Annotated in this window: 24 protein-coding genes and 2 pseudogenes; 10 read left to right on the top strand and 16 right to left on the bottom strand. The window is 55.4% G+C overall.

The genetic code is table 11. The features are described from left to right. The first annotated feature begins 108 nt into the window (after window positions 1–108). Both POR16_RS03810 and POR16_RS03805 read left to right on the top strand, forming a co-directional pair. The gene (locus tag POR16_RS03810; protein ID WP_005894319.1) at window positions 109–1032 is read left to right on the top strand and encodes a histone deacetylase family protein; all 924 of its coding nucleotides are present in this window, start codon (window positions 109–111) and stop codon (window positions 1030–1032) included. 70 nt (window positions 1033–1102) lie between these two features. After that, window positions 1103–2341 (top strand): TIGR03862 family flavoprotein, encoded by a 1239-nt coding sequence (locus POR16_RS03805; protein ID WP_042932741.1) that lies wholly within the window; start codon window positions 1103–1105, stop codon window positions 2339–2341. A gap of 128 nt (window positions 2342–2469) precedes the next feature. On the opposite strand, the gene POR16_RS03800 is transcribed toward POR16_RS03805, so the two are convergent. Continuing rightward, a complete protein-coding gene (locus POR16_RS03800) occupies window positions 2470–3798 on the bottom strand; it encodes an RNA helicase RhlE1 (RefSeq protein ID WP_054997672.1) in 1329 nt (442 codons plus the stop codon). Window positions 3799–3859: 61 nt separating this feature from the next. Beyond that, window positions 3860–4771, bottom strand: a complete 912-nt coding sequence (yedA, locus tag POR16_RS03795) for a drug/metabolite exporter YedA (RefSeq protein ID WP_005894328.1) — start codon at window positions 4769–4771, stop codon at window positions 3860–3862. Window positions 4772–4935: 164 nt separating this feature from the next. On the opposite strand from yedA, the gene POR16_RS03790 reads away from it, so the two are divergent. After that, window positions 4936–5421: an Lrp/AsnC family transcriptional regulator gene (locus POR16_RS03790; protein WP_005894329.1), complete on the top strand. Its 486-nt coding sequence runs from the start codon at window positions 4936–4938 to the stop codon at window positions 5419–5421. Here POR16_RS03790 and POR16_RS03785 read toward each other — a convergent pair. From POR16_RS03785 to POR16_RS03770, 3 genes are all read right to left on the bottom strand, one after another. Next, window positions 5399–6010: a 3'-5' exonuclease gene (locus tag POR16_RS03785; RefSeq protein ID WP_005620592.1), complete on the bottom strand. Its 612-nt coding sequence runs from the start codon at window positions 6008–6010 to the stop codon at window positions 5399–5401. The genes POR16_RS03790 and POR16_RS03785 overlap by 23 nt on opposite strands. Window positions 6011–6031: 21 nt before the next feature. After that, the gene (locus POR16_RS03780) at window positions 6032–6508 is read right to left on the bottom strand and encodes an NYN domain-containing protein (RefSeq protein ID WP_005894332.1); all 477 of its coding nucleotides are present in this window, start codon (window positions 6506–6508) and stop codon (window positions 6032–6034) included. 250 nt (window positions 6509–6758) lie between these two features. After that, complete coding sequence (locus POR16_RS03770) at window positions 6759–7466, bottom strand: DUF2076 domain-containing protein (protein ID WP_005894334.1); 708 nt, start codon at window positions 7464–7466, stop codon at window positions 6759–6761. Window positions 7467–7665: 199 nt separating this feature from the next. Here POR16_RS03770 and POR16_RS03765 point away from each other — a divergent pair, with 199 nt between their 5' ends. After that, window positions 7666–8328, top strand: a complete 663-nt coding sequence (locus POR16_RS03765; RefSeq protein ID WP_024691261.1) for a YciC family protein — start codon at window positions 7666–7668, stop codon at window positions 8326–8328. Between the two features lie 39 nt (window positions 8329–8367). Beyond that, the gene (locus POR16_RS03760) at window positions 8368–9507 is read left to right on the top strand and encodes an endonuclease/exonuclease/phosphatase family protein (protein ID WP_005894338.1); all 1140 of its coding nucleotides are present in this window, start codon (window positions 8368–8370) and stop codon (window positions 9505–9507) included. A 21-nt stretch (window positions 9508–9528) separates the two neighbouring features. Here the strand turns inward: POR16_RS03760 and POR16_RS03755 are convergent, their stop codons facing one another. Beyond that, window positions 9529–10305 carry a hypothetical protein gene (locus POR16_RS03755; RefSeq protein WP_122381236.1) on the bottom strand — a complete coding sequence of 259 codons (777 nt, stop codon included), beginning with the start codon at window positions 10303–10305 and terminating at the stop codon, window positions 9529–9531. Between the two features lie 231 nt (window positions 10306–10536). Between POR16_RS03755 and POR16_RS03750 the strand changes: the two genes are divergently transcribed. Further along, a complete protein-coding gene (locus POR16_RS03750; RefSeq protein ID WP_005894343.1) occupies window positions 10537–10791 on the top strand; it encodes a hypothetical protein in 255 nt (84 codons plus the stop codon). Between the two features lie 214 nt (window positions 10792–11005). On the opposite strand, the gene POR16_RS03745 is transcribed toward POR16_RS03750, so the two are convergent. The 5 genes from POR16_RS03745 to POR16_RS03725 all read right to left on the bottom strand — a co-directional run bounded on the left by POR16_RS03745 (window position 11006) and on the right by POR16_RS03725 (window position 15711). After that, the gene (locus tag POR16_RS03745; RefSeq protein WP_005894345.1) at window positions 11006–12040 is read right to left on the bottom strand and encodes an iron-sulfur cluster-binding domain-containing protein; all 1035 of its coding nucleotides are present in this window, start codon (window positions 12038–12040) and stop codon (window positions 11006–11008) included. Between the two features lie 6 nt (window positions 12041–12046). Next, a complete protein-coding gene (locus tag POR16_RS03740; RefSeq protein ID WP_005894347.1) occupies window positions 12047–12823 on the bottom strand; it encodes a TSUP family transporter in 777 nt (258 codons plus the stop codon). 2 nt (window positions 12824–12825) lie between these two features. After that, the gene (locus POR16_RS03735; protein ID WP_032618589.1) at window positions 12826–13737 is read right to left on the bottom strand and encodes a diiron oxygenase; all 912 of its coding nucleotides are present in this window, start codon (window positions 13735–13737) and stop codon (window positions 12826–12828) included. Window positions 13738–13991: 254 nt separating this feature from the next. Then, a complete protein-coding gene (locus tag POR16_RS03730; protein ID WP_005894353.1) occupies window positions 13992–14897 on the bottom strand; it encodes a dihydrodipicolinate synthase family protein in 906 nt (301 codons plus the stop codon). A gap of 31 nt (window positions 14898–14928) precedes the next feature. Continuing rightward, a complete protein-coding gene (locus tag POR16_RS03725; RefSeq protein ID WP_024670297.1) occupies window positions 14929–15711 on the bottom strand; it encodes an aldolase in 783 nt (260 codons plus the stop codon). Window positions 15712–15860: 149 nt separating this feature from the next. Here POR16_RS03725 and POR16_RS03720 point away from each other — a divergent pair, with 149 nt between their 5' ends. Next, window positions 15861–16403: a helix-turn-helix domain-containing protein gene (locus tag POR16_RS03720; RefSeq protein WP_024670298.1), complete on the top strand. Its 543-nt coding sequence runs from the start codon at window positions 15861–15863 to the stop codon at window positions 16401–16403. Window positions 16404–17077: 674 nt separating this feature from the next. Here the strand turns inward: POR16_RS03720 and POR16_RS26870 are convergent. From POR16_RS26870 to POR16_RS26515, 3 genes are read right to left on the bottom strand one after another with little or no spacing between them, the layout of a single operon-like run. Next, window positions 17078–17353, bottom strand: a complete 276-nt coding sequence (locus POR16_RS26870; RefSeq protein ID WP_005894366.1) for a BPSL0761 family protein — start codon at window positions 17351–17353, stop codon at window positions 17078–17080. Beyond that, the gene (locus POR16_RS03715) at window positions 17346–18125 is read right to left on the bottom strand and encodes an SIR2 family NAD-dependent protein deacylase (RefSeq protein WP_005894368.1); all 780 of its coding nucleotides are present in this window, start codon (window positions 18123–18125) and stop codon (window positions 17346–17348) included. Before POR16_RS03715 ends, POR16_RS26870 begins: the two co-directional genes overlap by 8 nt. 57 nt (window positions 18126–18182) lie before the next feature. Further along, a complete protein-coding gene (locus tag POR16_RS26515; RefSeq protein WP_005894370.1) occupies window positions 18183–18647 on the bottom strand; it encodes a hypothetical protein in 465 nt (154 codons plus the stop codon). A gap of 199 nt (window positions 18648–18846) precedes the next feature. Here POR16_RS26515 and POR16_RS03710 point away from each other — a divergent pair, with 199 nt between their 5' ends. Both POR16_RS03710 and POR16_RS03705 read left to right on the top strand, forming a co-directional pair. Then, complete coding sequence (locus tag POR16_RS03710) at window positions 18847–19311, top strand: helix-turn-helix domain-containing protein (protein ID WP_005894372.1); 465 nt, start codon at window positions 18847–18849, stop codon at window positions 19309–19311. A 357-nt stretch (window positions 19312–19668) separates the two neighbouring features. After that, complete coding sequence (locus tag POR16_RS03705; RefSeq protein WP_005894374.1) at window positions 19669–19878, top strand: hypothetical protein; 210 nt, start codon at window positions 19669–19671, stop codon at window positions 19876–19878. Between the two features lie 979 nt (window positions 19879–20857). Here the strand turns inward: POR16_RS03705 and POR16_RS03695 are convergent. Together POR16_RS03695 and POR16_RS03690 are read right to left on the bottom strand one after the other, a co-directional pair. Further along, a pseudogene (locus POR16_RS03695) lies at window positions 20858–21172 on the bottom strand (IS481 family transposase); the annotation flags it as partial. Further along, a pseudogene (locus POR16_RS03690) lies at window positions 21156–21666 on the bottom strand (recombinase family protein). The pseudogenes POR16_RS03690 and POR16_RS03695, both read right to left, overlap by 17 nt. 759 nt (window positions 21667–22425) lie before the next feature. Between POR16_RS03690 and POR16_RS03685 the strand changes: the two are divergent. Then, window positions 22426–23955, top strand: coding sequence for a class I adenylate-forming enzyme family protein (locus tag POR16_RS03685; protein WP_005894383.1), 1530 nt, complete (start codon window positions 22426–22428; stop codon window positions 23953–23955). Window position 23956 lies beyond the last annotated feature (1 nt).

The following is a 23956-nucleotide window of genomic DNA, read 5'->3' as shown; positions in this document are numbered from 1 at the left end:
TGTAACGAGACATGAGTATCAGCCAGCATTCCTACCGGCCCGCCACTTGACTGGGCGTCCGGCTACATTACTGGCACTATCGAGATTCGCCCCTTGAACGGACGCACAATGTCACTGCCGCTCATCTACCACGACGATTACAGCCCGGCCTTCCCGCCGGAACATCGGTTCCCGATGGACAAGTTCCGGTTATTGCGTGACTACTTGGTCGACAGCGGCCTGACCAGTGACGTTCAATTAATACGGCCCGATATATGTCCGGCGGACATTCTGGCGCTTGCTCACGACCCTTCCTACATAAGCCGCTACCTGAGTGGCGACCTGTCGCGAGAAGACCAGCGGCGCCTCGGCCTGCCCTGGAGCGAGGCGCTTGCACGCCGCACGGTGCGCGCTGTTGGTGGCTCACTGCTAACCGCCGACATGGCACTGAAACATGGTCTCGCCTGTCATCTGGCCGGCGGCACCCATCATGCGCACTACGATTACCCGGCCGGTTTCTGCATTTTCAACGACCTGGCGGTGATCAGTCAGTACCTGCTGCAAAGCGGTCGCGTGGATAAAGTATTGATCTTCGATTGTGACGTGCATCAGGGTGACGGCACCGCTCGTATTCTCGCGGATACAGAAGATGCAATCACCGTCTCGCTGCATTGCGAAAAGAACTTTCCGGCCCGCAAGGCCCAGAGCGACTGGGACATCCCGCTGCCGATGGGGATGGGCGACGCCGAATACCTGAACGTTGTCGATGACCTGCTCAATTATCTGCTGCCGTTCTACAAGCCGGATCTGGTGCTGTATGACGCCGGCGTGGATGTTCACAAAGACGATGCCCTCGGCTACCTGCAACTGACAGACCAGGGCGTGGCCAGGCGTGACGAAGCGGTAATGCGCCACTGTCTGGGGCGCGACATTCCGGTCATGGGCGTGATCGGCGGCGGCTACAGCAAGGACCGTCAGGCATTGGCGAGACGCCACGGCATATTGCATCACAGCGCGCAAAAGGTATGGAACGCTATGGGGCTGCGAGCCTGAGCGGCAGTCACACCTGAAAAGAGCGCTCGGGTAGAATGCCTGACCCTTCTTCCGACGACCTCTGCCGACCATGACTGACTTCGCCTCCTCCGCTGCCCGATCCGTTGCCATCATCGGAGGTGGCCCTGCGGGGTTGATGGCAGCTGAAGTGCTGAGTCAGGCCGGAATCAAGGTAGACCTGTATGACGGCATGCCCTCGGTGGGACGCAAGTTTCTGCTGGCAGGCGTGGGTGGAATGAACATCACTCACTCCGAACCCTATACGGCCTTTCTGGCGCGATACACGGAACGTTCGCCAATGATCGCGCCGATGTTGCGAGATTTTGGCGCCGACGCGCTGTGCCGCTGGATTCATGAGCTAGGCATAGAGACATTTGTCGGCAGCTCTGGCCGGGTGTTCCCCACCGACATGAAAGCCGCACCACTGCTGCGCGCCTGGCTCAAGCGATTGCGGGATGCGGGCGTTGCTATCCACACCCGACATCGCTGGCTGGGCTGGAATGCCGATGGCAGCCTGCGCATCGACAGCGTGGGCGGCGAACTGGCGCTAAAGCCAGCGGCGACGCTGCTGGCACTGGGTGGTGCCAGTTGGGCCAGACTGGGTTCAGATGGTGCCTGGCTGCCGTGGCTGCAAGCAAAGCAGGTAGACGTTGCGCCCCTGCAAGCCGCCAATTGCGGTTTTGAGGTGAGCGCGTGGAGCGATCTGCTGCGCAGCAAGTTTGCCGGTGCGCCACTGAAGAACATCGCCATGGGCCTGACTGGCCTGACGCCGCGGCTGGGTGAATGCGTACTGACTGAAACCGGTGTTGAAGGCAGTCTGGTTTATGCGTTGTCGGCGCAGATACGCGAACAGATCAACCTTCATGGCTCAGCGACTGTGCAAATCGATCTGCTGCCCGGTAAAAAGCTGGCAGACATACAGAAAGCACTGAACAAGCCACGCAGCTCACGCTCGATGGCCAAGCACTTGTACAGCCAGCTGGGGCTGGACGGCGTAAAGGCAGCGCTGTTGCGCGAGCTTGCACCTCGTGAAGCGTTTGCCGATCCGCTGATGCTGAGCGAAGCCATCAAGGCCCTGCCACTGCCCCTGCTCAAACCGCGACCCCTTGATGAGGCAATCAGCACAGCGGGCGGCGTGACATTTGAGGCGATGGACGAGCGCCTGATGCTCAGGCAACTGCCTGGCGTATTCTGCGCAGGCGAAATGCTCGACTGGGAAGCCCCCACTGGCGGCTACCTGCTGACCGCCTGCTTCGCCAGCGGTCGAGCTGCGGGGTTGGGAATGGTGGAGTGGCTGCGCTCGCGATAATCATCGTCCCGGCACCCTGCGATCAGCGGGAGCGCGGGAGGTGTGCGAGATAACACTATCGTGCCCATGCTCCAGCGTGGGCACGCAGTTCTGAACGCTCTGCGTCCGATCCTGGGGTACAACACCTTTCAAGGCTTCTTTTTACGCGGCCCGGTATTGAAAACGGGCACTTTACGCACAGGTTTGACCGCCGGCGTTGGCTCGGACTCGCCGCTGTCGACCCATTTACCAAGGTTGCGCTTGCTGCCTGAGACCTTGGGCTTTTTCGGCTTCTTGGGCTTTTTCAGGATCTGGCCGCTAGCATCAGTGCTAGGGACCCGGTGCTCCGGCTCGAAGTCCTGCTCTTCCCTGCGCTCCAGGGTCTGTCGGGTCAGCACTTCAATGGCCGACAGCAATTCCACCTCATCGGCACACACCAGCGAAATGGCTTCACCGGTCTGACCCGCACGGCCCGTGCGGCCAATACGGTGGATGTAATCCTCGGCAACGATCGGCAGGTCCAGGTTGACTACGGTCGGCAGGTCGTCGATGTCCAGGCCGCGAGCCGCCACATCGGTTGCGACCAGAATCTTCACTTCGTTGCTCTTGAAGCGGTCCAGCGCACGTTGACGGGTAGCCTGTGGCTTGTCGCCATGAATGCCGTCAGCGTTCAGACCCAGCCCCTGCAAACGGTCCACCAGTTGATCGACGCCAACGCGGGTCTTGGCAAACACCAACACCTGGCCCCAGCGATGCTTTTTCATCAGGTGAATGAACAGATCAGCCTTGCGCTTTTTATCCACCGTAACAACCCATTGCCTGACCGAAGACGCCGCGACGTTGCGCGGGCTGACTTCGATGGTCAGCGGGTCATTCAGCATCTGCGAGGCCAACAGACGAATCTCGTCGGAGAAGGTGGCGGAGAACAGCAGAGTCTGACGCTGCTTGGGCAATACGGCATAAATCCCGCGCAATTCCTCGGCAAAACCCAGATCGAGCATGCGGTCGGCTTCGTCGAGGATCAGGGTCTGCAATTGTGAGAACTTGACTGCCTTCTGACGATGCAGATCAAGCAGGCGACCGGGTGTCGCGACCAGCACATCGACGCCCTTGCGCAGCTTCATCATCTGCGGGTTGATGCTTACGCCACCGTAGGCTGCGTAGGTGCTCAGCGGCAGGTGTTCGGCGTATTGACGAATGCTTTCGTGAACCTGATCGGCCAGCTCGCGAGTCGGTGCCAATACCAGCGCACGAATCGAGTTGGGCGCGACCTTCGGCCCTTCCATGGTCAGGCGTTGCAGCAGCGGCAGGGCAAAGCCGGCGGTCTTGCCGGTGCCGGTCTGGGCTGCAGCCATCAGATCGCGGCCCGCCAGAACCGGGGGAATGGCCTGGGTCTGTACAGGCGTCGGAGTCTGGTAACCGAGCGTTTCAAGGGCGCGCAGCAGGGGTTCGATCAGGCCGAGAGAGGCGAATGTCATGGGGATACCGTAGGAAAAATTCACGCAAGGCGCGCAGTTTAACCTGTCCGGCCTGCCTCGGTTAGCTTGTACGTGTTGATCCGGCTTCGCGCAGTGGCGGTCTGCGCCATTGCGGCAGGCCGATCAGTACCACGCCGCTGATGATCACCATCGCCATACACTCCTCGAGGCCGATGGTCTCGCCAGCAAACAGCACACCGAGCATTACCGCCACCGCCGGATTGACGTAGGCATAACTGGTCGCGGCGGCTGGCCGCACATTCTTGAGCAAGTACATGTAGGCGCTGAAAGCGACGATGGAACCGAACACCACCAGATACAGCAGCGCACCCCAGCCCGCAGCTGTCGGCATATGTGCCAGGCGCTCGCCACTGAGCGTGCTGCCGATCAGCAGCACCGCCCCTGCAGTGATCATCTCCGCTGCACTGGCCATCGGACCTTTCGGCAGCGGCAGATGCTTGCTCAGCACCGAACCAAAAGCCCAGGCCGCCGCTGCAAAGATCACCACTGCTGCGCCGTACGGACTGGCTTGCAGGTTGGAACCGAGATTCAAAAGGCCGATGCCGATCAGGCCCAACACTATTCCCGCCCACTCGAGACTGGTTGTGCGGTTGCCCCAGAACAGCCCGAACACCAAGGTAAACAGCGGCATGGTCGCCACCGCCAGTGCTGCAACGCCCGACGCAACGCCTGCGTGTTCGGCAAGCGTTACACCGCCGTTACCACACGTCAGCAGCAGAAACCCGATCACGAAAGCTGCCTTCCACTCGGCCCAGGTCGGTGCGGGCACGCCACGAAAGCGCAAAAAACCGTACATCAGGCTGCCGGCGATCAGAAAGCGTACACCCGCCATCATCAACGGCGGCCACGACTCGACGCCAATGCGGATCATCAGGTAGGTAGACCCCCAGATCAGGTACAAGGCCAGAAAAGCGCCAATGAGCAACGGCGAAACACGAACGGACTGCGGCATGGTCAGGCTCTGGGATCATTGTTATGGTTAACCTATTGTATGAAGGCCATAACTGGACATTAAGCAGTAAAACCTGTTTAACCAGCCCCACGACTTATGAATCAACGCTTGTTCGGCACCTTTACCTTTCTTTGAAAAACATGCCACGCAACGAGAGACCCACCATGACGCTCGATAAATATGACCGGATATTGCTGGATGAACTGCTGAAGAACGGCCGCGCTTCTTTTGCGCAATTGGCAAAGCTGGTTAACCTCTCAGCGCCCGCTGTCGCAGAGAGAGTCGCCAAGCTGGAAGCCAGTGGCGTTATTACCGGTTATGAGGCCAAGGTCGACTTGTCAAAAGTCGGCCTGCCGATTCAATGCATCATCGAACTGCGCATGGGCAGCCACGGCAATCAGCAGGCGTACAAGGAATTGTGGAAAGTGCCCGAATTGATTCAGTGCTACCGAGTGACGGGCGACCCGTGTGTGATCATGCGGGCAGCGGTCGACTCGATGCCGCACCTGGAGGACCTGATCAACCGGATTGCCAAGTTCGGTTTCAGCAAAACCTCTATTGTGCTGTCAACCGCGGTCGAGAGAAGCCTGCCGTCCGATTACCTGACCAGGCAGGAAAAACCAGAGATCAAAAACCGCGCTGACGCTTGAGCGTTTCGCCGATCTTCGCAGCCGGGACTTTCTGCAGCGAACACAGCATCTGATGGGAGATCCCGGCGATACCGTGGGTATTGCGCAGTTCGTTGGTGAGGTACGCAGTCAGGTTGGCGGCCATTTCCGCATCGGCCATCGCCCGGTGAGCCTTGCCGGTGTTGGGCAGGCGTGCATAGCTGGTCAGCGTACCGAGCTTGTGGTTTGGAGCACCGGGCATCAGACGCCGGGCCAGCAGCATCGAACAGGCAAAGCTCTGTTCGCGTTTGCGCTGGATACGAGACAGCTCGTAATCCCAGAACTTCTGGTCGAACGACGCGTTGTGCGCCACTAACGGAGTCGAACCGACAAAGTCTGCCACATCGCCCATCACCCGTTCGGCACTGGGCGCGGTGCGGATCATGTTGTTGCTGATGCCCGTCAGGCCTTCAATAAAAGCAGGAATGCGTACACCGGCATTCATCAGGCTCTGAAAGCGCTCGACGATACGCCCCTGCTCCATGATGACCACGGCGATCTCGGTCGCCCGGCAACCAGGGTTCGGGGAGATTCCGGTGGTTTCAAAGTCGATGACTGCTACACGTTCCAACACTGGCCTGGCCCTGTAAATTCATTTCAACAACAACGCGCCTTCGATGGGCACATAACGACTTGCAGCGCGGATCAATGAGTTCGCTGTCAGCCCCGGCACCCCGTAGGCCACCGCTGCGACGCCGTGCTTGCTGATCACACGATCAAGCAGCATATCGAAATCGCCATCACCCGATGCCAGCACCACTTCATCCACCTGCGGTGCAAAGTCCATGATATCGATGGTAATGCCGACATCCCAGTCCCCTTTCGCGGACCCGTCGCTACGCTGGATATAAGGCTTGAGCCTGACCGTGAAGCCCAGATTGCGCAGGATCTGCTGAAACTGCTGTTGCTTGCTGTCGCCACGGTCGATGGCATACGCGAACGCATGAACAATTTCGCCACGCTTGCTGATATCCGCCCACAACGCGGCGTAATTGAAATGACAGCCATGCGCCTGGCGCACGGTGTAATACAGGTTCTGCACGTCGGCGAACACCGCAATCTTCTTCACCGCAATTCCTCATGGCGGGCAACGTGCCCACTGGTTACAGCGATCCGGAATGTGAATCGGCGCCCAGTATGCCAGCTTGAGGAAAGAATTGAGGCCGAGACAAGGATTATCGTTACCACGCTCGGGCGTGGTAACGACTTTCTGGATGCTCAGCGTCCGATCCTGAGTAAACGGCGCTGCGCAGATTTATGACGCCGAGCGTCACCCAGTGCCCCCCCACGCTGGAGCGTGAGGAACACGCATCACGTCATCAGACAAACGAATCATCATCGTCCGAAAACATGTCGCCGCCATTATCGAAGCTGTCATCGGCGGTGTATTGCTGATCCGGCTGGCCCCAGCCGCCCTGATCACTGGATGAGCTGGTGTCCTGCACCGGCGGCGCATCATGAATGACTTCGACAATTTCCTGCGGCTGACTATGGTGGCTGAACATGCTGCTGATTCCTTCCGCCAGCAGCACGCCGCCCGCGACACCGGCTGCAGTCTTCAACGCACCGCCCAGAAAACCGCTACCAGCCGCAGCGGCTGCGGGCGCAGCATAGCCGCCCTGCGGCGCTGCAGGTGCCGGAGCAGGATTGAACCCTGCGCCATCACGCCAGCCGCCTCCGGAAGGCTGCCCCTGTTGAGGCTGAGGCGCGCGCGAAGCACTGCTGCCAAAGATGCTCGACAGAAACCCGCCGCTGGCTGGCGCAGACGATTGCCCCTTGGCCTGCTGAAGCTCAGCCTGCAACTGCTGAATCTGCTCGTCACGCTGTTTCACCTGCTGATTGAGCTGATTGACCGCAGCCTCCTGCACCAGAATCGCCTGCGTCATGTAATACGGCGCTGCCGGCTGACGGGTCAGATGCTCCTTGATGCGTGCTTCGGCCGCTGCATCGCGGGGCGCGGAAGCCGTTTCGGCGTCTTTCAATTTCGTGAAAAGACCATCGATCAGGGTTTGTTCTTCGCTGTTCATGACCACCTCATTGAGTTGCCACTGGAATTCTTCCCTGCCGCAATAGCAGGGCCATGAATAGGAAATGGGGCCTGCGCAACGCGCTTCAATGACATGAAGAAAAAGATAACAAGTCACAAGGCCGCGTCATTGCCGTGCTTGGTTCAGCGAGGGGCATGGGCTAAAGTGGCGACCTGCTTTCAGCCTGTGATCTACCCACATGAACCCGTTGAACATCATCCAGGATTCGCTCTACTTTTTTCGTCGCCATCTGGGCGGCATTCTGGTGCTGTGTCTGCCGCTGGTCATACTCGAAGTCCTCGCCAAACAGGCCCTGACCGGCGCCATGCCGGCCCAGACATCGCCTGCCTACACACTGGTCATAGGGCTGTTCTTCTACCCGATCTACACCGCAGCGCTGATCCTCTTCCTCGACACCCGCAGCCGTGGCGAAGACGTACACACCCGTGACCTGCTGGCCATGGCATTACGCCTGTGGCCAACCTTCGCAGTGCTTTCGGCCATGAGCACCCTGCTGATCATGTTCGGCCTCTCGCTGTTCGTCGTTCCCGGCCTCTGGGTGATGGTCAAACTGGCGTTCAGCGAGTACCTGCTGGTCCTGCGCAAACTCACGCCGTTCATGGCTATGCGCGAAAGCATGCTCATGACCACCGGGCACTTCACCCGCATTCTGGTGTGCGTACTGAGCGTCTACATTCCGCTATGGCTGCTCGAGGGCGCCAGTCTTTACCTGTTTCCCGAACCGCAAAGTCTGCCGGTTTCAGTGGCCATCGACAGCCTCAGCAGCTTTCTGCAACTGTTCATCAGCATCGTGATGTTTCGTTTGTTCATGCTGGTCAGCGAGCCTGCGCGCAAAGCCTGACCCTGAACCCGGGGCTGACGTCAGGCGCGCTGATTCGGTATGCTCCAACCCGAATCCCTCACCGAGCGCCATGCGCGCCAAGTCGAGCCGATGCCCCGTGTCCTGTTACGCCTGACCTTGTACTGCCTGATCATGATCGCCGTGGCGCTGCTGCTGGTCTACCAGTTGACCTGGCGCCCGCCTGCTCACGAATTGATCACCGCCAGCTGCAACCCGGCGATACAGGCGCCAAAACTTGTGCCCGGTCAGGCCCTGAAAGTCATGACCTGGAACATCCAGTACCTGGCGGGCAAACGCTACGTGTTCTGGTACGACATGGCCGACGGCAGCGGCCCGGACGAACGTCCGACCCACGAAGACCTTGCCTATAACCTGGATGAAGTGGCACGAGTGATCCGCGATGAACAGCCTGATATCGTGCTGCTTCAAGGCGTGGACGATGGCGCGAAGAACTCCGACTATCAAGACCAGTTGAAGCTGCTTGAAGAGCGACTGACCGACCTGTACCCGTGCAGTACCCAGGCGTTCTACTGGAAAGCGGAATTCGTGCCCAACCCGCATATCTGGGGCAGCGTCGGCAGAAAGCTCGCCACCCTCAGCCGCTTCCATATCGACAGCGCCGAACGCCTGCAACTGCCGGTGCCCGACGCCAATATCATCAGCCGCCAGTTCCAGCCAAAGGATGCATTGCTGGTCAGCTACCTGCCCTTGCGCGACGGCGGGGAACTGGCCGTCGTCAACACCAGCCTCAGCACCGCTAAACGCGACGGCACTGCCCAAAAACAGATTGCGGCCACGGAAACACTGCTCGACAAACTGGAAAGCGGCGGCACGCCCTGGCTGATTGGCGGCGACTTCAACCTGCTGCCGCTGGGTCAATACCAGCGCCTGCCGGAACCGCAACGCCAAAGCTACGCCGCCGACAGCGAGCTGCACGCGCTGTGGGAAAAATACCCGATGATCCCCAGCAACGCAGAATCCAGCGGCATCGACCGCAGCAAATGGCTGACCCGCTTCCCCAACGACAGCCGCATCAATGGACCAGACAGGACGGTGGATTACCTGTTTTACAGCCCGAGTTTGAAGCGGGTCAGTGCGAGGGTACGGAGGGATGACACGTTGTTGATCTCTGATCACTTGCCGGTGATTGGGCGGTTTTTGTTGCCGGTTTTGCCTTGAGGGATAATTGGCATCAAGGCTTCACTTGCGCTCAACATCGGTGCCCAGCGTCGCGTCGAGTGCGTGCTCAAGTTTCACTAGTTCCACCTCAAGACCCTTTTTGTAAATTGCCGTACCGCGACCGCAGTCGATAATCACCGTTGTTCCGACTCCGGTAAGCCTTCCGGGATATTTGCGCAGGGTCAACTCGACACATGAGCAGTCCAGCCAGCGTGCCTGATCGACTGACCAGCAGTTGTCTTCAAAGGCAAACACACGCATATCGCGCCTGATGTCTATTATCTCGGGTGGATAAATCCACTGTGTGGCAAGTGCCTCGTAAGGCGTCGCCTGGACACGATAGCGAGCACTGGGAGACAGAGCGATCACTTCGATGCGTTCTCGTTGCGTGATCCCGCCTTCATGCTCAGCGCTCGAGAATATAGGTTCATAACCTTTCCTGTTGAGCGTAAAGAATTTCGTTTTTCCATCAGCCTGCAACTGAGCCAGAGCTGCGCTCACCAACGGAAGGGACCGATCGTCAGGCTCAAGCGCCCGGTCATATCCATCAAACTCGATGCCCATAAAATCCGCCCTTTCTGCATCATCCGTGTAGCAGCGAGCGACGAGGGACAAGGTGCCTTCGGTGAAGTAGTACATATCGTACTCATAGTAATAGTCATAAAAGCCGTCCTTGTCCTGAGTACCAGCGTCGATATGGTGATACCTCTCCATGCGGATTGCACCTGGCCCCTGGGATGTCCACTCAGGCTTAAGCTCGCGGTTGCGGCCGTCATCCCGCGAGAAGGTATTTTTCATCCAGCGCTTGATGCAGGATTTGAAAAGCAATTTGACTCTATTCAATGTCCCTCCCTGATTACCCGGTTGCCAAGCGACTCCGTGATCAGCTGCGAGCCTTGGCATCTGAATGGTGTCCCTCGAGGGCCTGTACGATCAAAACAGTTTGAACCGTTTTCGAGCGCGCTCGCCTAATGATTAGCCTGTGGATACTCCCACAGGCGAGGTGCCAATATCGGCATACACCAAAGGGTGATCAACGTGGCTAAAGACGACAAGAAAAGCAAAGGCGAAGCCTCCAAAGCCAGCAAGGACCTGAAGGACAAGAAAGCATCCCCGGCAAAGAAATCTGAAGCGGCCTCGACGCTTTCCAAGTCTTCCGAAAAGAAAGACAAGAAGAAAGACGTCGAGCCAAAGAAAGCTGCCAAAAAAGCTGATAGCAAGCCAGAAAAGGCCAAGAAATCAGACAAGGCAGAAAAGCCGGCCAAGGCTAAAAAGAAAAAGTGATGTTTGCTGCCTGCCAGGGCTTTACGCCCTGGCGTTCTCTGGCGCTGTTGCCGTCCTTTTTAGTCCCCTAACAGCCTGTTAATGGCGGGTGCTGCAACAGTATATCGACGGTCATCAAAACAAGTCCCACCTGAGTAGATCCACGCGACAGCCTATATCCCGATTGCTTTGATAGGTATTTTGGTCGGGGTACTGTACTTCCAACATATGGTGGCTATATTTCTATGCAGATACTCTCGCTCGTCGGATAAGAGCAACATGACAGTATATATCCATTCTCCTTCTCTCTAGGGGTCAATGCAAAATCGCCGTCGCTTCGTACAGACCCACTTCTCAGCCTCACCCTGCAACTGCCACAAATACCGGATTTACACTGGCTTTTGACTTCGAGATTGCATCGAGAAAGTTCGCCAAGTAGCGTAGCACTTCTGGAAACCTGATGCTGCTGATCGGTTCCATAGACAGTGACATTACACGAGACTTCATCACAGCCTGCAAAACTGCTTGCTGAGTCAAAGACCTGCGTGAAATTCTCTATCAGTAATTTTGTTTCCGGAAATAAGTGATTCAGGACGTCACGATTTTCCGAAACAAAGCCTTTACTCCCACAAATCACGGAAATATCCGGAACACTCATTTCCTTGTAATCTGCTCGCAACGGCCTACCCGAGGTAAAAAGCCTGGAGTCACTGACGAACTTTTCCTGTGTTAGAAAAATCCTCACGTCGAGCCATGCGCTCGAAAGTGACATCGCCAAAAGCTCATCCAAATAGGGAAGTTCTACAAGCGAGGGCACTGACACAAAAAGCTGAACGCTCGGCGTCCGCAGTTCTTGCTTGGCCCGCTTGTCCAGTTGGCGTATGAGCGCCATGGGTAAAGTTATACCAATACCCCCAGCAAACATGGCAACGCTCTGCGCATCCGCCAAGCTCTCTATCGTGATAGCGCCTCCAACCCCAGCAGAGAGCAGCAGTGAGTCTACAACCACGTTTGAATGAAGCTGACTTGATATGCCTGACCTGCCGGTGTCCTTGACCGATATCTCGACCAAGTCCATTTCGGGCCTGCCGACGATCGAATAATTACGCTGCTGAATAACGCCCTCATGATCAGGAAGCTCTAAAATCAAATACCTCCCCATGTCACATTGCTCGACCATTTCCTTCGCGAGCACCCGCAAAGCGTATGTTCTGACCGAGGCAGTATCCTGAGTAATGTTCTCACAGCGTAAAAAACTTCTGTTGTGCATAGGTCATCAACTATAAATGGATTTTACGGCCATGCCAATGCAAGCCACAACAACTAACGGTTTAACGAGTTTCGTGCCGTTCTTCTGGACCAGATGCGAGCCCAAGTAAACACCTGCAACCTCGCCTATAGACATGGCGAAACCGGCGATCCATACCATCTTCCCGAGCAAAATAAAGATCAGCAGAGATATCGCATTGCTAAACAAATTTAAAACTCTGGAATAGGCAACCGCGTGAGTCATAGCCATCCCGCCCAGCGACACCAAAGCCATCAAATAAAACGTACCGGCTCCCGGCCCAAAGAACCCATCATAGAGACCGATACAAGGGATGACTGATGCCCCCAACATCGATATAGGCATAACCGCTTTTCCGCCGACATCGCTGACTTGGGGAGAAAACGCAAAATAGAATGCCATGGCCACCAACATTATTGGCAGCGCGGCCTCCATAAAACTGTTGCCTACAAAATAGACCATTAATGTGCCCAATGTCCCACCCAGGAGGGAACCAAGGGTCATCTTTTTCAGCACAGCCCATTCGATTATTTTCTTATTTAAGTAATAGTGGGTTGAAGCAAGGCCGCCCAATGTACCCTGAAGTTTATTGGCTGCTATGGCTTCAGCGGGTGTAAATCCGGCGAGCAGCAGAACCGGAACAGAGATCAGACCGCCTCCGCCGCAAATCGAATCAATAAACCCGGCAACCGTGGCGCCAGCGATGAGAAAAAGAACAACATAGACAGAAACCCCAAACATTTCGTGGAAATGTAAAGCATCCATTATCAGTTCAACCCTATACGATCAATCAACGACTCAACAGAGCCCGTGTAGATGTTTATGCCATCCAGAGACTTCGTATCATGTAGCAGTTCCTTGTAACCCTGCAGGCCAATCACAGAGAATGCTTTCTCCCATGCGCCGAGCTCATTGTCGGCAAACATGCATACCGTTTTTGTGATGATGGCTCGGAGGTAGTCTCGTTCGTTGCGACTCAACCCTTGGACGATGTCGGTGGCGACCAAGCTGAACACGCTTGAGTGACTCCATTCATCCATAGCGTGAGCGCGGGTGACCTCATGACAGATGGGCTGAATGGACGTATCTTCAGACATGGTTTTCAGGTAGTCCGTTATTAATGTTTCGCTGGCACAGGCAATCCCGAATCGGGTTAGCCGACGCTCCCAAGCTGCCGTACAAGATGACAAAATATCCCGCTGCCATTTCACCAAATTGAAATCTGTGAACTCAAAATAGTCGATACCGCGCAGCTTATAAATATAGTTACAGGCGGACAGTGACATTTTCGTATGCAGGGCTTCATCCAGCAATGCTTCGGCCATAACGTCCTGAATAATCTCCCTATTGCTCGAGTTGGAGGGAGGGGATTTGATCAGGTCCTCACACACGGGCGTAACTATATCGCATTCGATGTAGATAGTTTTCATATTGTAAATGATCCAAGCATAAGAAAGGCACTTGGATCGAATGTGCGCCGGTGCGTCGAGCCATACCTGATGCTCTTTGAAGGGCAGCAGCGACTCGCTGTAGTCAGCTTTGCCAGGGTCGAATGCCAGTGCGGAATAAATCAAGGGGGGCTTATTTACAGCCGCCCTACTGGCCCAAAGATCTGATAACTTGTTGAGCATCGCGCCCACATTATTGTTCCCACCAAAGCTTTGATTAAGCGACGTCACTGTTACTTCCCATCTTCAGTCTATATAAAAAACATGCCCACGCAAAACAAGGGAGCTTCATAAATATGCAGCACACTGATTTTTCGGGCGGAGGTAAAATTCCATTTTGCTCGCTGGCGTTGCAAGCATGGGCAAACGGATCAAATTAGATCCAAGCAATCGTTCATGTCAGCGTGATAGAGTCCGCCCGGCCTAATTCTTTTGTGATTGAGGCCGGCGAAGCCAGACAACATAAGGCTCAGGCGGCAACTCACTCAGCGTGTAACATCTTCCTGTCGCACGTTAGCCAGTAAGGCGCGCAACTCAAGACAGGCATCATCACTTAATGCAGACACCGGCAACCGTGGATCTCCAACCTCTAGCCCGGACATGCGGAGACCTGCCTTGATGGTCGCCGGCAATCCGCCTTTTAGTATAAAGTCCAGCAATGGAAGCTGCCTGTAAAATAGCTCGCGGGCGCTACGCAGCTCATTGCCAAGAATGGCTTTATACAGTGCTACATTCAAGTCAGCAATCAGGTTGGGCGCCGCAGTGCACCAACCTACAGCGCCAGCTGCGAACGCTTCCAACGCCAAAGGGTTACACCCATTATAGAATGGCACCCGGCCTTCTCCGAGAAGGTGCATTTTGTGCATCCTCTGAATATCGCCAGTGCTCTCCTTGACCATCGTAACGTTTTCCACGGCATCGAAAATCCGTAAAATAAGTTCCACCGGCATGTCGGTACCGCTGACAGCCGGATTGTTATAAAGCATGATTGGCAAACTTACGGAGTCACCAATAGTTTGGTAGTGCTGCAGGATTTCCTGTTCGCTCAGCCTCCAATATGATGATGGGAGCACCATGACGGCATCAGCGCCATGGGCTTCTGCAAAGCGCGCCCGTCTTACAGCATTACCAGTGGTCAAGTCCGACACACTGATTATAGTAGGTACGCGCTTGGCAACATGAGAAAGACTGTACTCAGCGACCTGATTCCACTCCATATCACTCAGGTAAGCCCCCTCACCAGTGCTGCCTAACGGGGAAATTGCGTGAACGCCTCCGCTGATCAGACGATCAATTGAGCGGCCAAGCGCATCGAGCTCAATGCCTTCTCCATTAGAAGTAAAGGGGGTAATGGTGTAACCGATTATTCCGTGTATGGAAGGGGTAGACATCATGTCTCTCCAGTAAAGCAAATGGCTTAGTTCAGTTCAGGCAGTCGGCATGCCGACGCAGTATTTGCCGCGCATAGTAGTTAAATGCTGCGCTGTGCCGTTTGGGCCTGGAAATCCAGTCGTGAGCTTCTTGCCCTAATTCCGGTCGTATGGGCTTGATTTCACCTGCTGCGCTGGCCAGCAACTGCAGCTTAGCGGCGCGCTCGATCAGCAGTGCGGTAACACAAGCTTCCTCGATTGTTCGCCCTGTCGACAACTGACCGTGATGGGCAAGCAAAACCGCCCGCTTCTCCCCGAGCACACGCGTGATGAGTTCTCCTTCCTCATTCCCTACCGGTATACCCGGCCAGTGCTCTAAGAAGGCGCAATCGTCGTACAGCGGGCATACATCCATGTGCGAAACGACCAAAGGCAGTTCGAGCATTGAGAGCGCCGCAATATGAGTCGGGTGGGTATGAATCATGCACATCACATCTGTGCGGCCGCGATATACCCAACTGTGGAAACGGTTAGCGGGATTAGGCATACCGCTGCCTTCCAGGACATCAAGATCTTCATTTACCAGAAGCAAATTGCCTGCTGTTATTTCGTCGAAGCCCATACCTAACTGTTGGGTGTAGTAAGTACCAGGCTCTGGGCCACGAGTCGTAATCTGTCCAGAGAGTCCAGAATCATGGCCGTTTTCATAGAGAATACGGCACGTCAATGCCAGCTTCTCCCGCTCAGTCCATGTGTTGTCAGCGAGGTTGCTTTGCATCTTTTCAAGGGCCTGCTTGACAAGCTGATCCTTTGGTAATGCTAATGTCTTAGCCATGTCCGTCCTTAGAAGCCACCTGAAATATGCCGTCAAAGGTTCCACCTGATGTGTCGCTGATGATCAGGTAGAATGCATATGACACAAATGAAGATATATGACACATTGTGTCATTGTCAACTGGAAAAAGCTTTTTACGGAAATGGTAGATGTCTATCCGACTGAAAATGTTAAGAAAACGGCTGGGAATGACCCTTGAGTCACTTTCCGAAAAAACAGGCTTGACCAAGAGCTACCTGTCCAAAGTGGAGAGAGGGTTGAACACGCCCTCGATTGCAGCAGCTTTAAAGCTTGCAACGGCGTTTAACGTGAGTGTTGAAGAGCTTTTTACGGAAAGATCGACTTCACACGCCAGCTATAGCCTAGTCAGAAGCAACGAGCGCCAGTCCCTACCGTATAACGGTCACAGGGCTGACTATGCTGTATTAGCCCACAGAATCGCAGACCTCACGCTGTTGCCATTCATCATTCGCCCACCTACGACCTTCGACGATTCGACATTCAAAGAGCACCTTGGTGAGGAGTTCTTATTCGTCCACGAGGGCGAAGTCGAGGTGGATTTTATGAATGAAAGGGTGATTCTCAGTTGCGGGGATGCGTTGCATTTCAATGCACAAAAACCGCATCGTTTACGTTCGGTTGGGGAGAAGCAGGCGCAATTGCTGGTCGTGATTCATAACGATGAGGAGTGATGCTAGCGGGTGCAGTTATCCGTCTCGGGTCACGTTACAGAATCTCCTTGCGAGAGCCTCGACCTCTCTCAACGTTTCAGAATCTCTTCATGAACCATTGCAGCATCTTGAGACACGCGGATGCCGACGCCTCAGAGTTCGGACAATACAGCTCCGATTTCGAGCCGTCTCAGTACTACGTCCCCCGCGGCTTCACCCTAGCCGTCGCCTCCGCAACCAACGGATCATCCGGCCAGTAATGATTTGTACCACGTGAGTGCTCTGAAGATTGACAGGCTCCAGAACCAGTAAAATATATACTCCATGAGAGATGCTCGTGACACTGGTTGACCGTCAATCCATATACGCTTTATTGACAGTAACTAGACTGAAATACCGCTTGATTGACACTCGATCCAGCGCGACTTCCCGGGTAGGCGTGACAGGATTGACACTTCCTCATGGCAGGCATGAGATAGAACAGCTCCAACATCGTCATAAAATGGGAAATGAGCTCTGACTCACAACCTTACCCCCACCAAGCCTGCATCTTAATCAACGCGGGTATGTGCTCAAAAAGAGACTAAGAGACTTCCCCATACATCGAGCCGTAACGCTTCGTCATGTGATGGCCACCTGTGGGTTTAGGCTTCTCAATCCCCATCGCATCAGGTCGACACCGGCACGGCTGACGGTCACATTTTGTCCTGAGAATCGCAAAAAAACGGTTCGCAGAGTGGCCAGGTTAGGAGGACTGCTGGCAAAGGCACGGGCGTAGTAGAGAGTTGAAGGATTTCATTTTGCCTTAACAGCTCGAGACGCCCGGCCAGCCAGACTTCGTGTGCACTGGGGTAATGACGTAACAGCCTTTTGGCCTCATTACGGATGAAGTCTGGCAACGCAGTGTCTTTAACTATTTCAGCCAGAAACTCGCCCGCCTGAACAACGCTACGGGTTCGCTCATCAACCATTGTCATTGTTCTTCCCGGTCGACAGAGACTCGTGAATCTTCGCGAGCACATCGGTAGCCCGACCTACGAGCATGAGTTCATTAGCCGCTTGCGCTCCGACATCAACAGTATTGACATGAATAACCGTTGCTCCCGACGCCAGTGCAATGTGGGGGAGATCAGCAGCCGGAGTAACTACTCCAGAGGTACCCACAGATATCAGAGCATCGCAGTTCTTCACGAGTGAAACTGCATTCTTCCATGTGCCCGGTGGCAGATCCTCTCCATACCAGACAACGCCAGGACGCAACTTGCCTCGACACCTTTTACAGCGGGGAGGTTCGACGAGCGCTCCTTCATCCGGTATTTCCATCTGATCAGATGTCAGCTCGGCTGGTCGATGGCAAGCGAAACACTTGGGCATCGTAAGACTGCCATGGAGATGAATCACATCTGTAGACCCGGCTCGTTCATGAAGGTCATCAACGTTTTGAGTGACGACAGAAACCTCGTAGCCAAGATTAACCATTTGAGGCCACACTAAATGTGCTGCGTTGGGTTGGGCGCGGTCTACCTGGCGCCGTCGCCATAGGTACCAGCCCCAAACCAATGCTGGGCTTTCGCGGAAGGCGTTGGCTGTTTCAAGCGCACGAGGGTCATAAGGTGCCCACAACTTAGGCATCTGGTCTAGGTACGTCAGAATGCCGCTCTCAGCAGAAATCCCTGCACCAGAGAAGCAGACAATTTTTCTGGCATCCTTCAACGCCTCTGCAGGTAGTCTCAAAACCGCCATCGGATTCCTCGTTGTTATCAGCAGCTCGCCTCGGATAAAGCGACTCAAAAATTCGCCTTATCGCCTCGCGGAATAAAGACGTTGCTCGCTCAGCTCGATCGCACGATCAGAGGTTCGGGGCAAACGGGAGCGAACCTGTGCCTCGGAGAACCAAGCGCGCGATGTTTTCTTTCTACGAAGATCGAGATCACCTAGTTTGTATGTCCCTCCTGATGTCCGATAAATCACTGCGGATTCATCAATATCCACGCCATTGAAGAAGATGATCTCTACCAGTTCCTCCAGACTCCAGACGCTTCTACCGGTCAAAGCCGGCGGGCATAGCATCTGGACTCCTTCGATCACAACGTCTTCAGCGTTGAGGAGGTACGCCTGAAGCTCATAGGCGCAACGAACGATTGCAGCTCTGTCTCGCTTCCCTGTCTGGATGCACGTAATTGTTGCTAAGAAACATAGGCCTTCAACTTCGCAGTGCGACCTTGCATCGACGTCTTTGGTGACGGGGTCAAGCACGTATATCACTGGTTACACCATTGTGTGTCGCTAGCCAAGCACGTTAAACCACTTGAGTTGGGGAATTGCACCATGAGCAGTGGACGGTCTCGTGCGATCAAAAAAGAAGCCTAAATCTCACAACATCACCACTTCGTAATCTTATAGGTACACGATGATGGGTGTCAAAGCGTGGCCTTATAGTTTCTTTTAAGGCCACGGATTATTCATGGAATATCGGGAAGCCCTTGGACAGGTGTTAAGAGAAATTCGAGTGGCAGCAGGATTACGTAGGGAGGATTGTTCGGCAGCTCTTAGTCGCGAATACCTTGCCGGCGTCGAACGAGGCCAGCGAAGCATTTCTATTGAGAAGCTTCACTCAATCTGTGACTGTCTGGGCATAACACCAAGCTTGGTGCTTTTTGCAGCAGAAGCACGCTTAGCCGCTTTGAGCTTGGAGGACTACCGGACAAGGCAGGACCACCAAATAAGAGCACACGTTGATGCTGAGAGACTGCGCAACACTGCCGACACAAAAGTGCATGAGGGGGTTCGCGGCAAGCGCGCTGAGATCACCCGAAAGTCTATTCAAGCCTTGAAGGCAGAGGGATCTACGAAAACAGAAGTCGCTCGGAGACTTGGCGTTGGACTCAGCACAGTTGATCGGTATTGGCTGAAAGCTGACAAGGAGTGACTCAGCAAAACCGCTTGAGAGGTCAGCTAAGCGACGCTCAAACTCGGTTGTGACGGCCACCCTCATCAGCCAACCCGACGCTTGATCCCCCGCCCGAGCGAGGTTCGAAGATGGCCCGGACGGACGGTTACATAAATTCATCGTTTATGAATCGTCCATATCGCTAAACCGAAAATCAAGCGCCCTAAGCGCTGGAGGTCAGAGGGTGAGTTCGGCAAGCGCATACGGTGGAGCTGAGAAATGTCACGGTTTGGTTCAAGGTTAATTAGTGGCTGTTTTCGCCGACGACCGAGTAGGTTGTTTTTTGCGGGTAGCACGATGTAAATGGGTTGTGGCATATAACCATTGGAGGCTTTTATGTGCGCCACCATTCATCAAGGGAACGGGGGCGGCATGGACGATATCGAGCGACGTATAAGCGAAAAGTACTTCAGGAATGGCGAGGGGTTTCTGCAGATCTATCCAGGCGACCAAGACGGCGAGATCTATGGCTCGCTTCTGCGCAAAGGCAGGGAAATCTGTGCTTCGATGGGGTGTCGTGTCAGGCTGGTGCGGATCAGGAGCTAAAAGTGCTTCTAGTGTGGGCGGGTATGCTTGATCTGGTATTTAAGCTAGCCGTCTTGGTGACCGTGTATGCCAAGCCCATCCCATCTGCACACCAGGTCGTCCTCTTGCCTTGGGGTGGAGATATTAAGGCGTGGCTCAGGGATGGCGTCTTCGACTGGAATGCACGGATTACCGGCGCGAGAGGCCCAATGCGATCACCGCTGCTTGCTTTACCTTTGCTTAAATTTCGGTATCGGCAGTGTTCTGGGGATTCAGCGTCGTCATTTCCCGGACGAGTCGCATCAGGAGAATGTCTACCCTGGGCATTCCTTCCGGCTGCGTTCGACTTAGAGCCCGGCACTGGAGCATGGAATAAATGGTCTCGAACCTAGGTTGGCTTTCTCGATAGTTGGAATGGCGATCAAACAGTGCTTTGGAATCTTCAAGAACATCTCAAGCGCTGATTTCGTCGCGTGGGATCAAGCCCTTCGAGATCCTATCCACGGTGCTCATTACAAAGAGGTGTGCTAGAAGGTCAGGTATTGATCGAATCCCTTCTATGGCAGCAGAAGTTGATCTGCCGCCTTCAACCTTGAATGCCCTGAACCAATGGGTGTCTCGCCATCCCTCTGCAACCGCAACGTGGGAAGCCTGGAAGAGGCCATTCGAGATGGTGGCCCCGCAGAATCTCGCGGTGCTGCTCCAGCGCATCGACTGCGACGTGCTTGGGTCGGGCGGTATCAACAACCCTGTCTTTCGCCACATGATGGGCGCACTGGCAGCCGATCGAACCGGGTCGGTCGCGGTAGGAACAGCAGTTACCTGCCGCCCCCCCGCACAGAACCGCTCGACCAGATCCTTGATGCGACAGCCATGGCGCGTCAGGGTAGGCTCCAAATCATCCAGTTGCCGCGACAGCACGGACTCCACCAACTCAGCTGAGACAGGTTTCTCGCCGGTCAGGTGCCCTGACCAAGCCTTGCTCAGTTTCCACTCCTTAATCTTCCAACAGAGTGGAAAGGTGACGCCCTTGCTTGTTCGTGGTACGTAGTTTGAGCGCAGCGATCAGCTCGCATTAGCGTTCCAGCTGGGCCTGCTGCAATACACGCGACTTACCGCGATCGGCACGCTGGACCGCATGGGGTTTATAAATGAGGTTCAGCGCCCGGTACACGGCGCTGGGGGACACGCCATACAACTCAGCTATCGCGGCCACTTGTGTAGCCCGCTCCGGGCTTTTCTTCGGTAAGCGGTCAAGCCGTTGCCGTAATTGCAGCAACGAGTCAACAGGAATGGAACTACGTTTGGCGTCCATTTTGAGCTAGAGCTCGATACTCTGAAGCACGACCAACGCCGAGCTTTCGAGCAATTTCTGTGGCACCTAGATTTTCTTCGGTCCATAAGCGCTGAACTTACAGCGGGTCAATCGACGGTTTGCGGCCCCGGTAAAAACACCACGAGCTTTAGCGTCAGCAATTCCTTCCAGCTGCCGATCGCGTCGCAGGTGAGTTTCAAAATCAGCAAACATGCCCAGCATGTTCAAAAATGCTTTTCCGGCTGCGCTCTGCGTATCGATTGGTTGCTCCGTCCTCTTGAGACTAACCCCACGTTCTTTGAATGTATAAACGATGTCTTGAAGATCCTTGATGCTCCGCGCGAGACGATCAACACGCGTCACCACTAACGTATCGCCAAGGCGTAGAAAATCGAGCAGTGTTTTCAAATCCGTCCGACCAACCCGGCTAGCCCCGCCTTTTTTCTCGGCGCGCGCGACATCATAACCCGCTTCACGCAAAGTTTTTCTTGCAGAACGAAATCTTAATCGCTTGTGGAAACACGAGTGTATCCGTAAACGGCCATCGTCAAATTTGTCTCTTTAAGCTCTAGAAGGCGAGTGGTCACTCGCAACTAATTCTGGTTCATGCCGGTCGCTAGCAGGTCTAACCAGATGAGTGCAGGTTCATTCGCAAATAATCCCGGTTTGCCGGATCGGATAGACGCAATCAATCCCGGTCGAAAAACGCGATGATTGCAGGTCGAGGCCATTCAGATTGCAGGTCGTTACGCCTAGGGAGCTTTTGGTCAAAATGGACGATGGGCGTTAGCCCATTATGCCTTTAACGTAGGTTCGTGGTTGAGCGTGGGCTATCTCCCTGAACGAGCAGATGGTTTGCGTCCCGATGATAATACTTTGGCGAAGGTTACCCTCATTGCGATCAGTCATTCAGCGTTACAGAACCGTTCTAGAAAACGGCTTTGCAGGTGCCTTACGCCAAGCGGACTTAATCCACTCCCCCTTCCCAATGGGGCTTCAGACTTGTCCGCCTCTGCTCCTTGACCGGGCAGCATCAATGAAGCCGACGCTTCCGCAGCAGCGCTTTATGCTCCGACACCATGCGCTGCTCGCGACTGTGGGCCCTCCCAAAACCAAGCATTAGCGGACCGGTACGTCTGTAAGACGGCCTCCCGTACGGAGGCCCTTGAATCCGGTCCTGCTTAGGGACGCAGCTTCACAACACGCCTCGTATTTTCCGATCTGCACGCAGGTGCAAAAAAAGGTGATCTAGCATGAGTCTGATTTCTGAGTTCCGCAGCGTCGTCGCCCAGCAGCCGGATACCACGGCCGTAGTGGAAGATCAGCGCGCGGTTTCCTTCACAGAGCTGGCACAACTGGCCGACAAAGTCTCCGCCGGGCTGTTGCAAGCGGGCCTGCAGCCGGGCGATCGCGTGGCTATTCACCTAGGTAATCGGCTGGAACTGGTGGCGTTGTACTATGCCTGCCTGGAAATCGGCGCAGTGACAGTGCCTATCAATCGGCGCCTCGTCACCGGCGAAATTGAGCATCTGCTCCACCACAGCGGCGCCCGCTACTACATCGGCGACCAGGAGACCTACAGCCGTTACGCCGCTGTGATCGCGGGTAGTGCCACGGTGGAACGGGCCTGGATCGTCGCGGGCGAGGAAGCGCTCAAGGAGGAGCAGTATCTGCCCTGGTCCGATCTGCTCGTCTCGTCGCCAAGTAAGCGGCCGCCTAGCCACGCGGATTCGCTCGCGGCGATTTTCTATACGTCCGGCACCACAGGACTAACTAAGGGTATCGTGCATTCCCAAGCGACCCTGGCGCAGGCCGTCGATCTGATGAAGGCTATGATGCCACCCCGCACGGCCCAAGGTGCCCTCGACACGGGGGCCGTCCATTCGATGATGGATGCGATCGTGCCTTGGAGCATCCTGATGATCCTGGCCGCGCACCGTCTGGGGCGGGCCGTCGTGTTGCTACCCGTACTTACGGCGGAGACGACCCTGGCGCTACTACAACGACTGCCGCTGAGTTTTCTCAAAGGCGCTCCCTCGCACTTCAATAATCTGCTCGCTGCAGGCGAGGCATCGGCAGCCACCCCCCTTCCCTCTCTGACGAGCACCTATAGCGTCAGCGGCGGTGACCCCTGCCCTCCGAAGCTGGGTAGGCGTTGGCACAACCTATGGGGCGGCACGTTGCGTGGTTCCTACGGTACGACGGAGTCTGGCCCGATCTTCTGCCAACCCGATGTAGCCGCCACCGAGCAGTCATCGATCGGCTGGCCGCTGCCTGGCGTCGCGCTGCAGCAGACGGAGAACGGCGAGCTGTTGATTCGCTCGCCAGCCAATACCCCGGGACTGTGGAACGGCCAGGATGCAGATCGCCTGCCTGCTGCGCGCTGGATAGCTACGGGCGACCTGGTGCAGCGCCAGGACGATGGCGGTTATCTCATCATCGGTCGGGAAAAGGACATGCTGAAATGCGACGCTTACTCCATCTCCCCCGTGGAAGTCGAGCAGGAGCTGCTCAAGCTGCCCGACATCGCCGAAGCCGTGGTGTTCGGTGTTCCTGATGCCACCATCGGCGAGCGCCCAGTCGCTCTGTTGCGTACTACCAGTGGGCGGGAGCTTCCCACGCAACAGCTGAAGCAGCACTTGAAGGCGTTGATCGCAGAATACAAGCACCCCCGCCAATACCTGTTCGTCGAACGTATTCCGCTGTCCTCCGCGGGGAAGGTGAGCCGTAAACAATTGGCAAGCGACTACCGAGAGATCCTCGGCGCCGCCCCATCGACCTAGC

Source organism: Pseudomonas coronafaciens pv. oryzae str. 1_6 (genome assembly GCF_000156995.2).
Lineage (GTDB): Bacteria > Pseudomonadota > Gammaproteobacteria > Pseudomonadales > Pseudomonadaceae > Aquipseudomonas > Aquipseudomonas tremae.
This window is presented reverse-complemented; position numbering and strand designations above follow the sequence as displayed.

Bases quoted from the DNA above. Each gene is read 5' to 3' on its own strand.
- POR16_RS03715 (WP_005894368.1), bottom strand. From the start codon at position 18,125: ATGGCGGTTTTGAGACTACCTGCAGAGGCGTTGAAGGATGCCAGAAAA.
- POR16_RS03745 (WP_005894345.1), bottom strand. From the start codon at position 12,040: ATGCACAACAGAAGTTTTTTACGCTGTGAGAACATTACTCAGGATACT.
- POR16_RS03685 (WP_005894383.1), top strand. From the start codon at position 22,426: ATGAGTCTGATTTCTGAGTTCCGCAGCGTCGTCGCCCAGCAGCCGGAT.
- POR16_RS03730 (WP_005894353.1), bottom strand. From the start codon at position 14,897: ATGTCTACCCCTTCCATACACGGAATAATCGGTTACACCATTACCCCC.
- POR16_RS03710 (WP_005894372.1), top strand. From the start codon at position 18,847: ATGGAATATCGGGAAGCCCTTGGACAGGTGTTAAGAGAAATTCGAGTG.
- POR16_RS03725 (WP_024670297.1), bottom strand. From the start codon at position 15,711: ATGGCTAAGACATTAGCATTACCAAAGGATCAGCTTGTCAAGCAGGCC.
- POR16_RS03800 (WP_054997672.1), bottom strand. From the start codon at position 3,798: ATGACATTCGCCTCTCTCGGCCTGATCGAACCCCTGCTGCGCGCCCTT.
- POR16_RS03755 (WP_122381236.1), bottom strand. From the start codon at position 10,305: ATGAAAAATACCTTCTCGCGGGATGACGGCCGCAACCGCGAGCTTAAG.
- POR16_RS03770 (WP_005894334.1), bottom strand. From the start codon at position 7,466: ATGAACAGCGAAGAACAAACCCTGATCGATGGTCTTTTCACGAAATTG.
- POR16_RS03740 (WP_005894347.1), bottom strand. From the start codon at position 12,823: ATGGATGCTTTACATTTCCACGAAATGTTTGGGGTTTCTGTCTATGTT.
- POR16_RS03705 (WP_005894374.1), top strand. From the start codon at position 19,669: ATGTGCGCCACCATTCATCAAGGGAACGGGGGCGGCATGGACGATATC.
- POR16_RS03790 (WP_005894329.1), top strand. From the start codon at position 4,936: ATGACGCTCGATAAATATGACCGGATATTGCTGGATGAACTGCTGAAG.
- POR16_RS03810 (WP_005894319.1), top strand. From the start codon at position 109: ATGTCACTGCCGCTCATCTACCACGACGATTACAGCCCGGCCTTCCCG.
- POR16_RS03805 (WP_042932741.1), top strand. From the start codon at position 1,103: ATGACTGACTTCGCCTCCTCCGCTGCCCGATCCGTTGCCATCATCGGA.
- POR16_RS26870 (WP_005894366.1), bottom strand. From the start codon at position 17,353: ATGGTTGATGAGCGAACCCGTAGCGTTGTTCAGGCGGGCGAGTTTCTG.
- yedA (WP_005894328.1), bottom strand. From the start codon at position 4,771: ATGCCGCAGTCCGTTCGTGTTTCGCCGTTGCTCATTGGCGCTTTTCTG.
- POR16_RS03760 (WP_005894338.1), top strand. From the start codon at position 8,368: ATGCTCCAACCCGAATCCCTCACCGAGCGCCATGCGCGCCAAGTCGAG.
- POR16_RS03765 (WP_024691261.1), top strand. From the start codon at position 7,666: ATGAACCCGTTGAACATCATCCAGGATTCGCTCTACTTTTTTCGTCGC.
- POR16_RS03720 (WP_024670298.1), top strand. From the start codon at position 15,861: ATGTCTATCCGACTGAAAATGTTAAGAAAACGGCTGGGAATGACCCTT.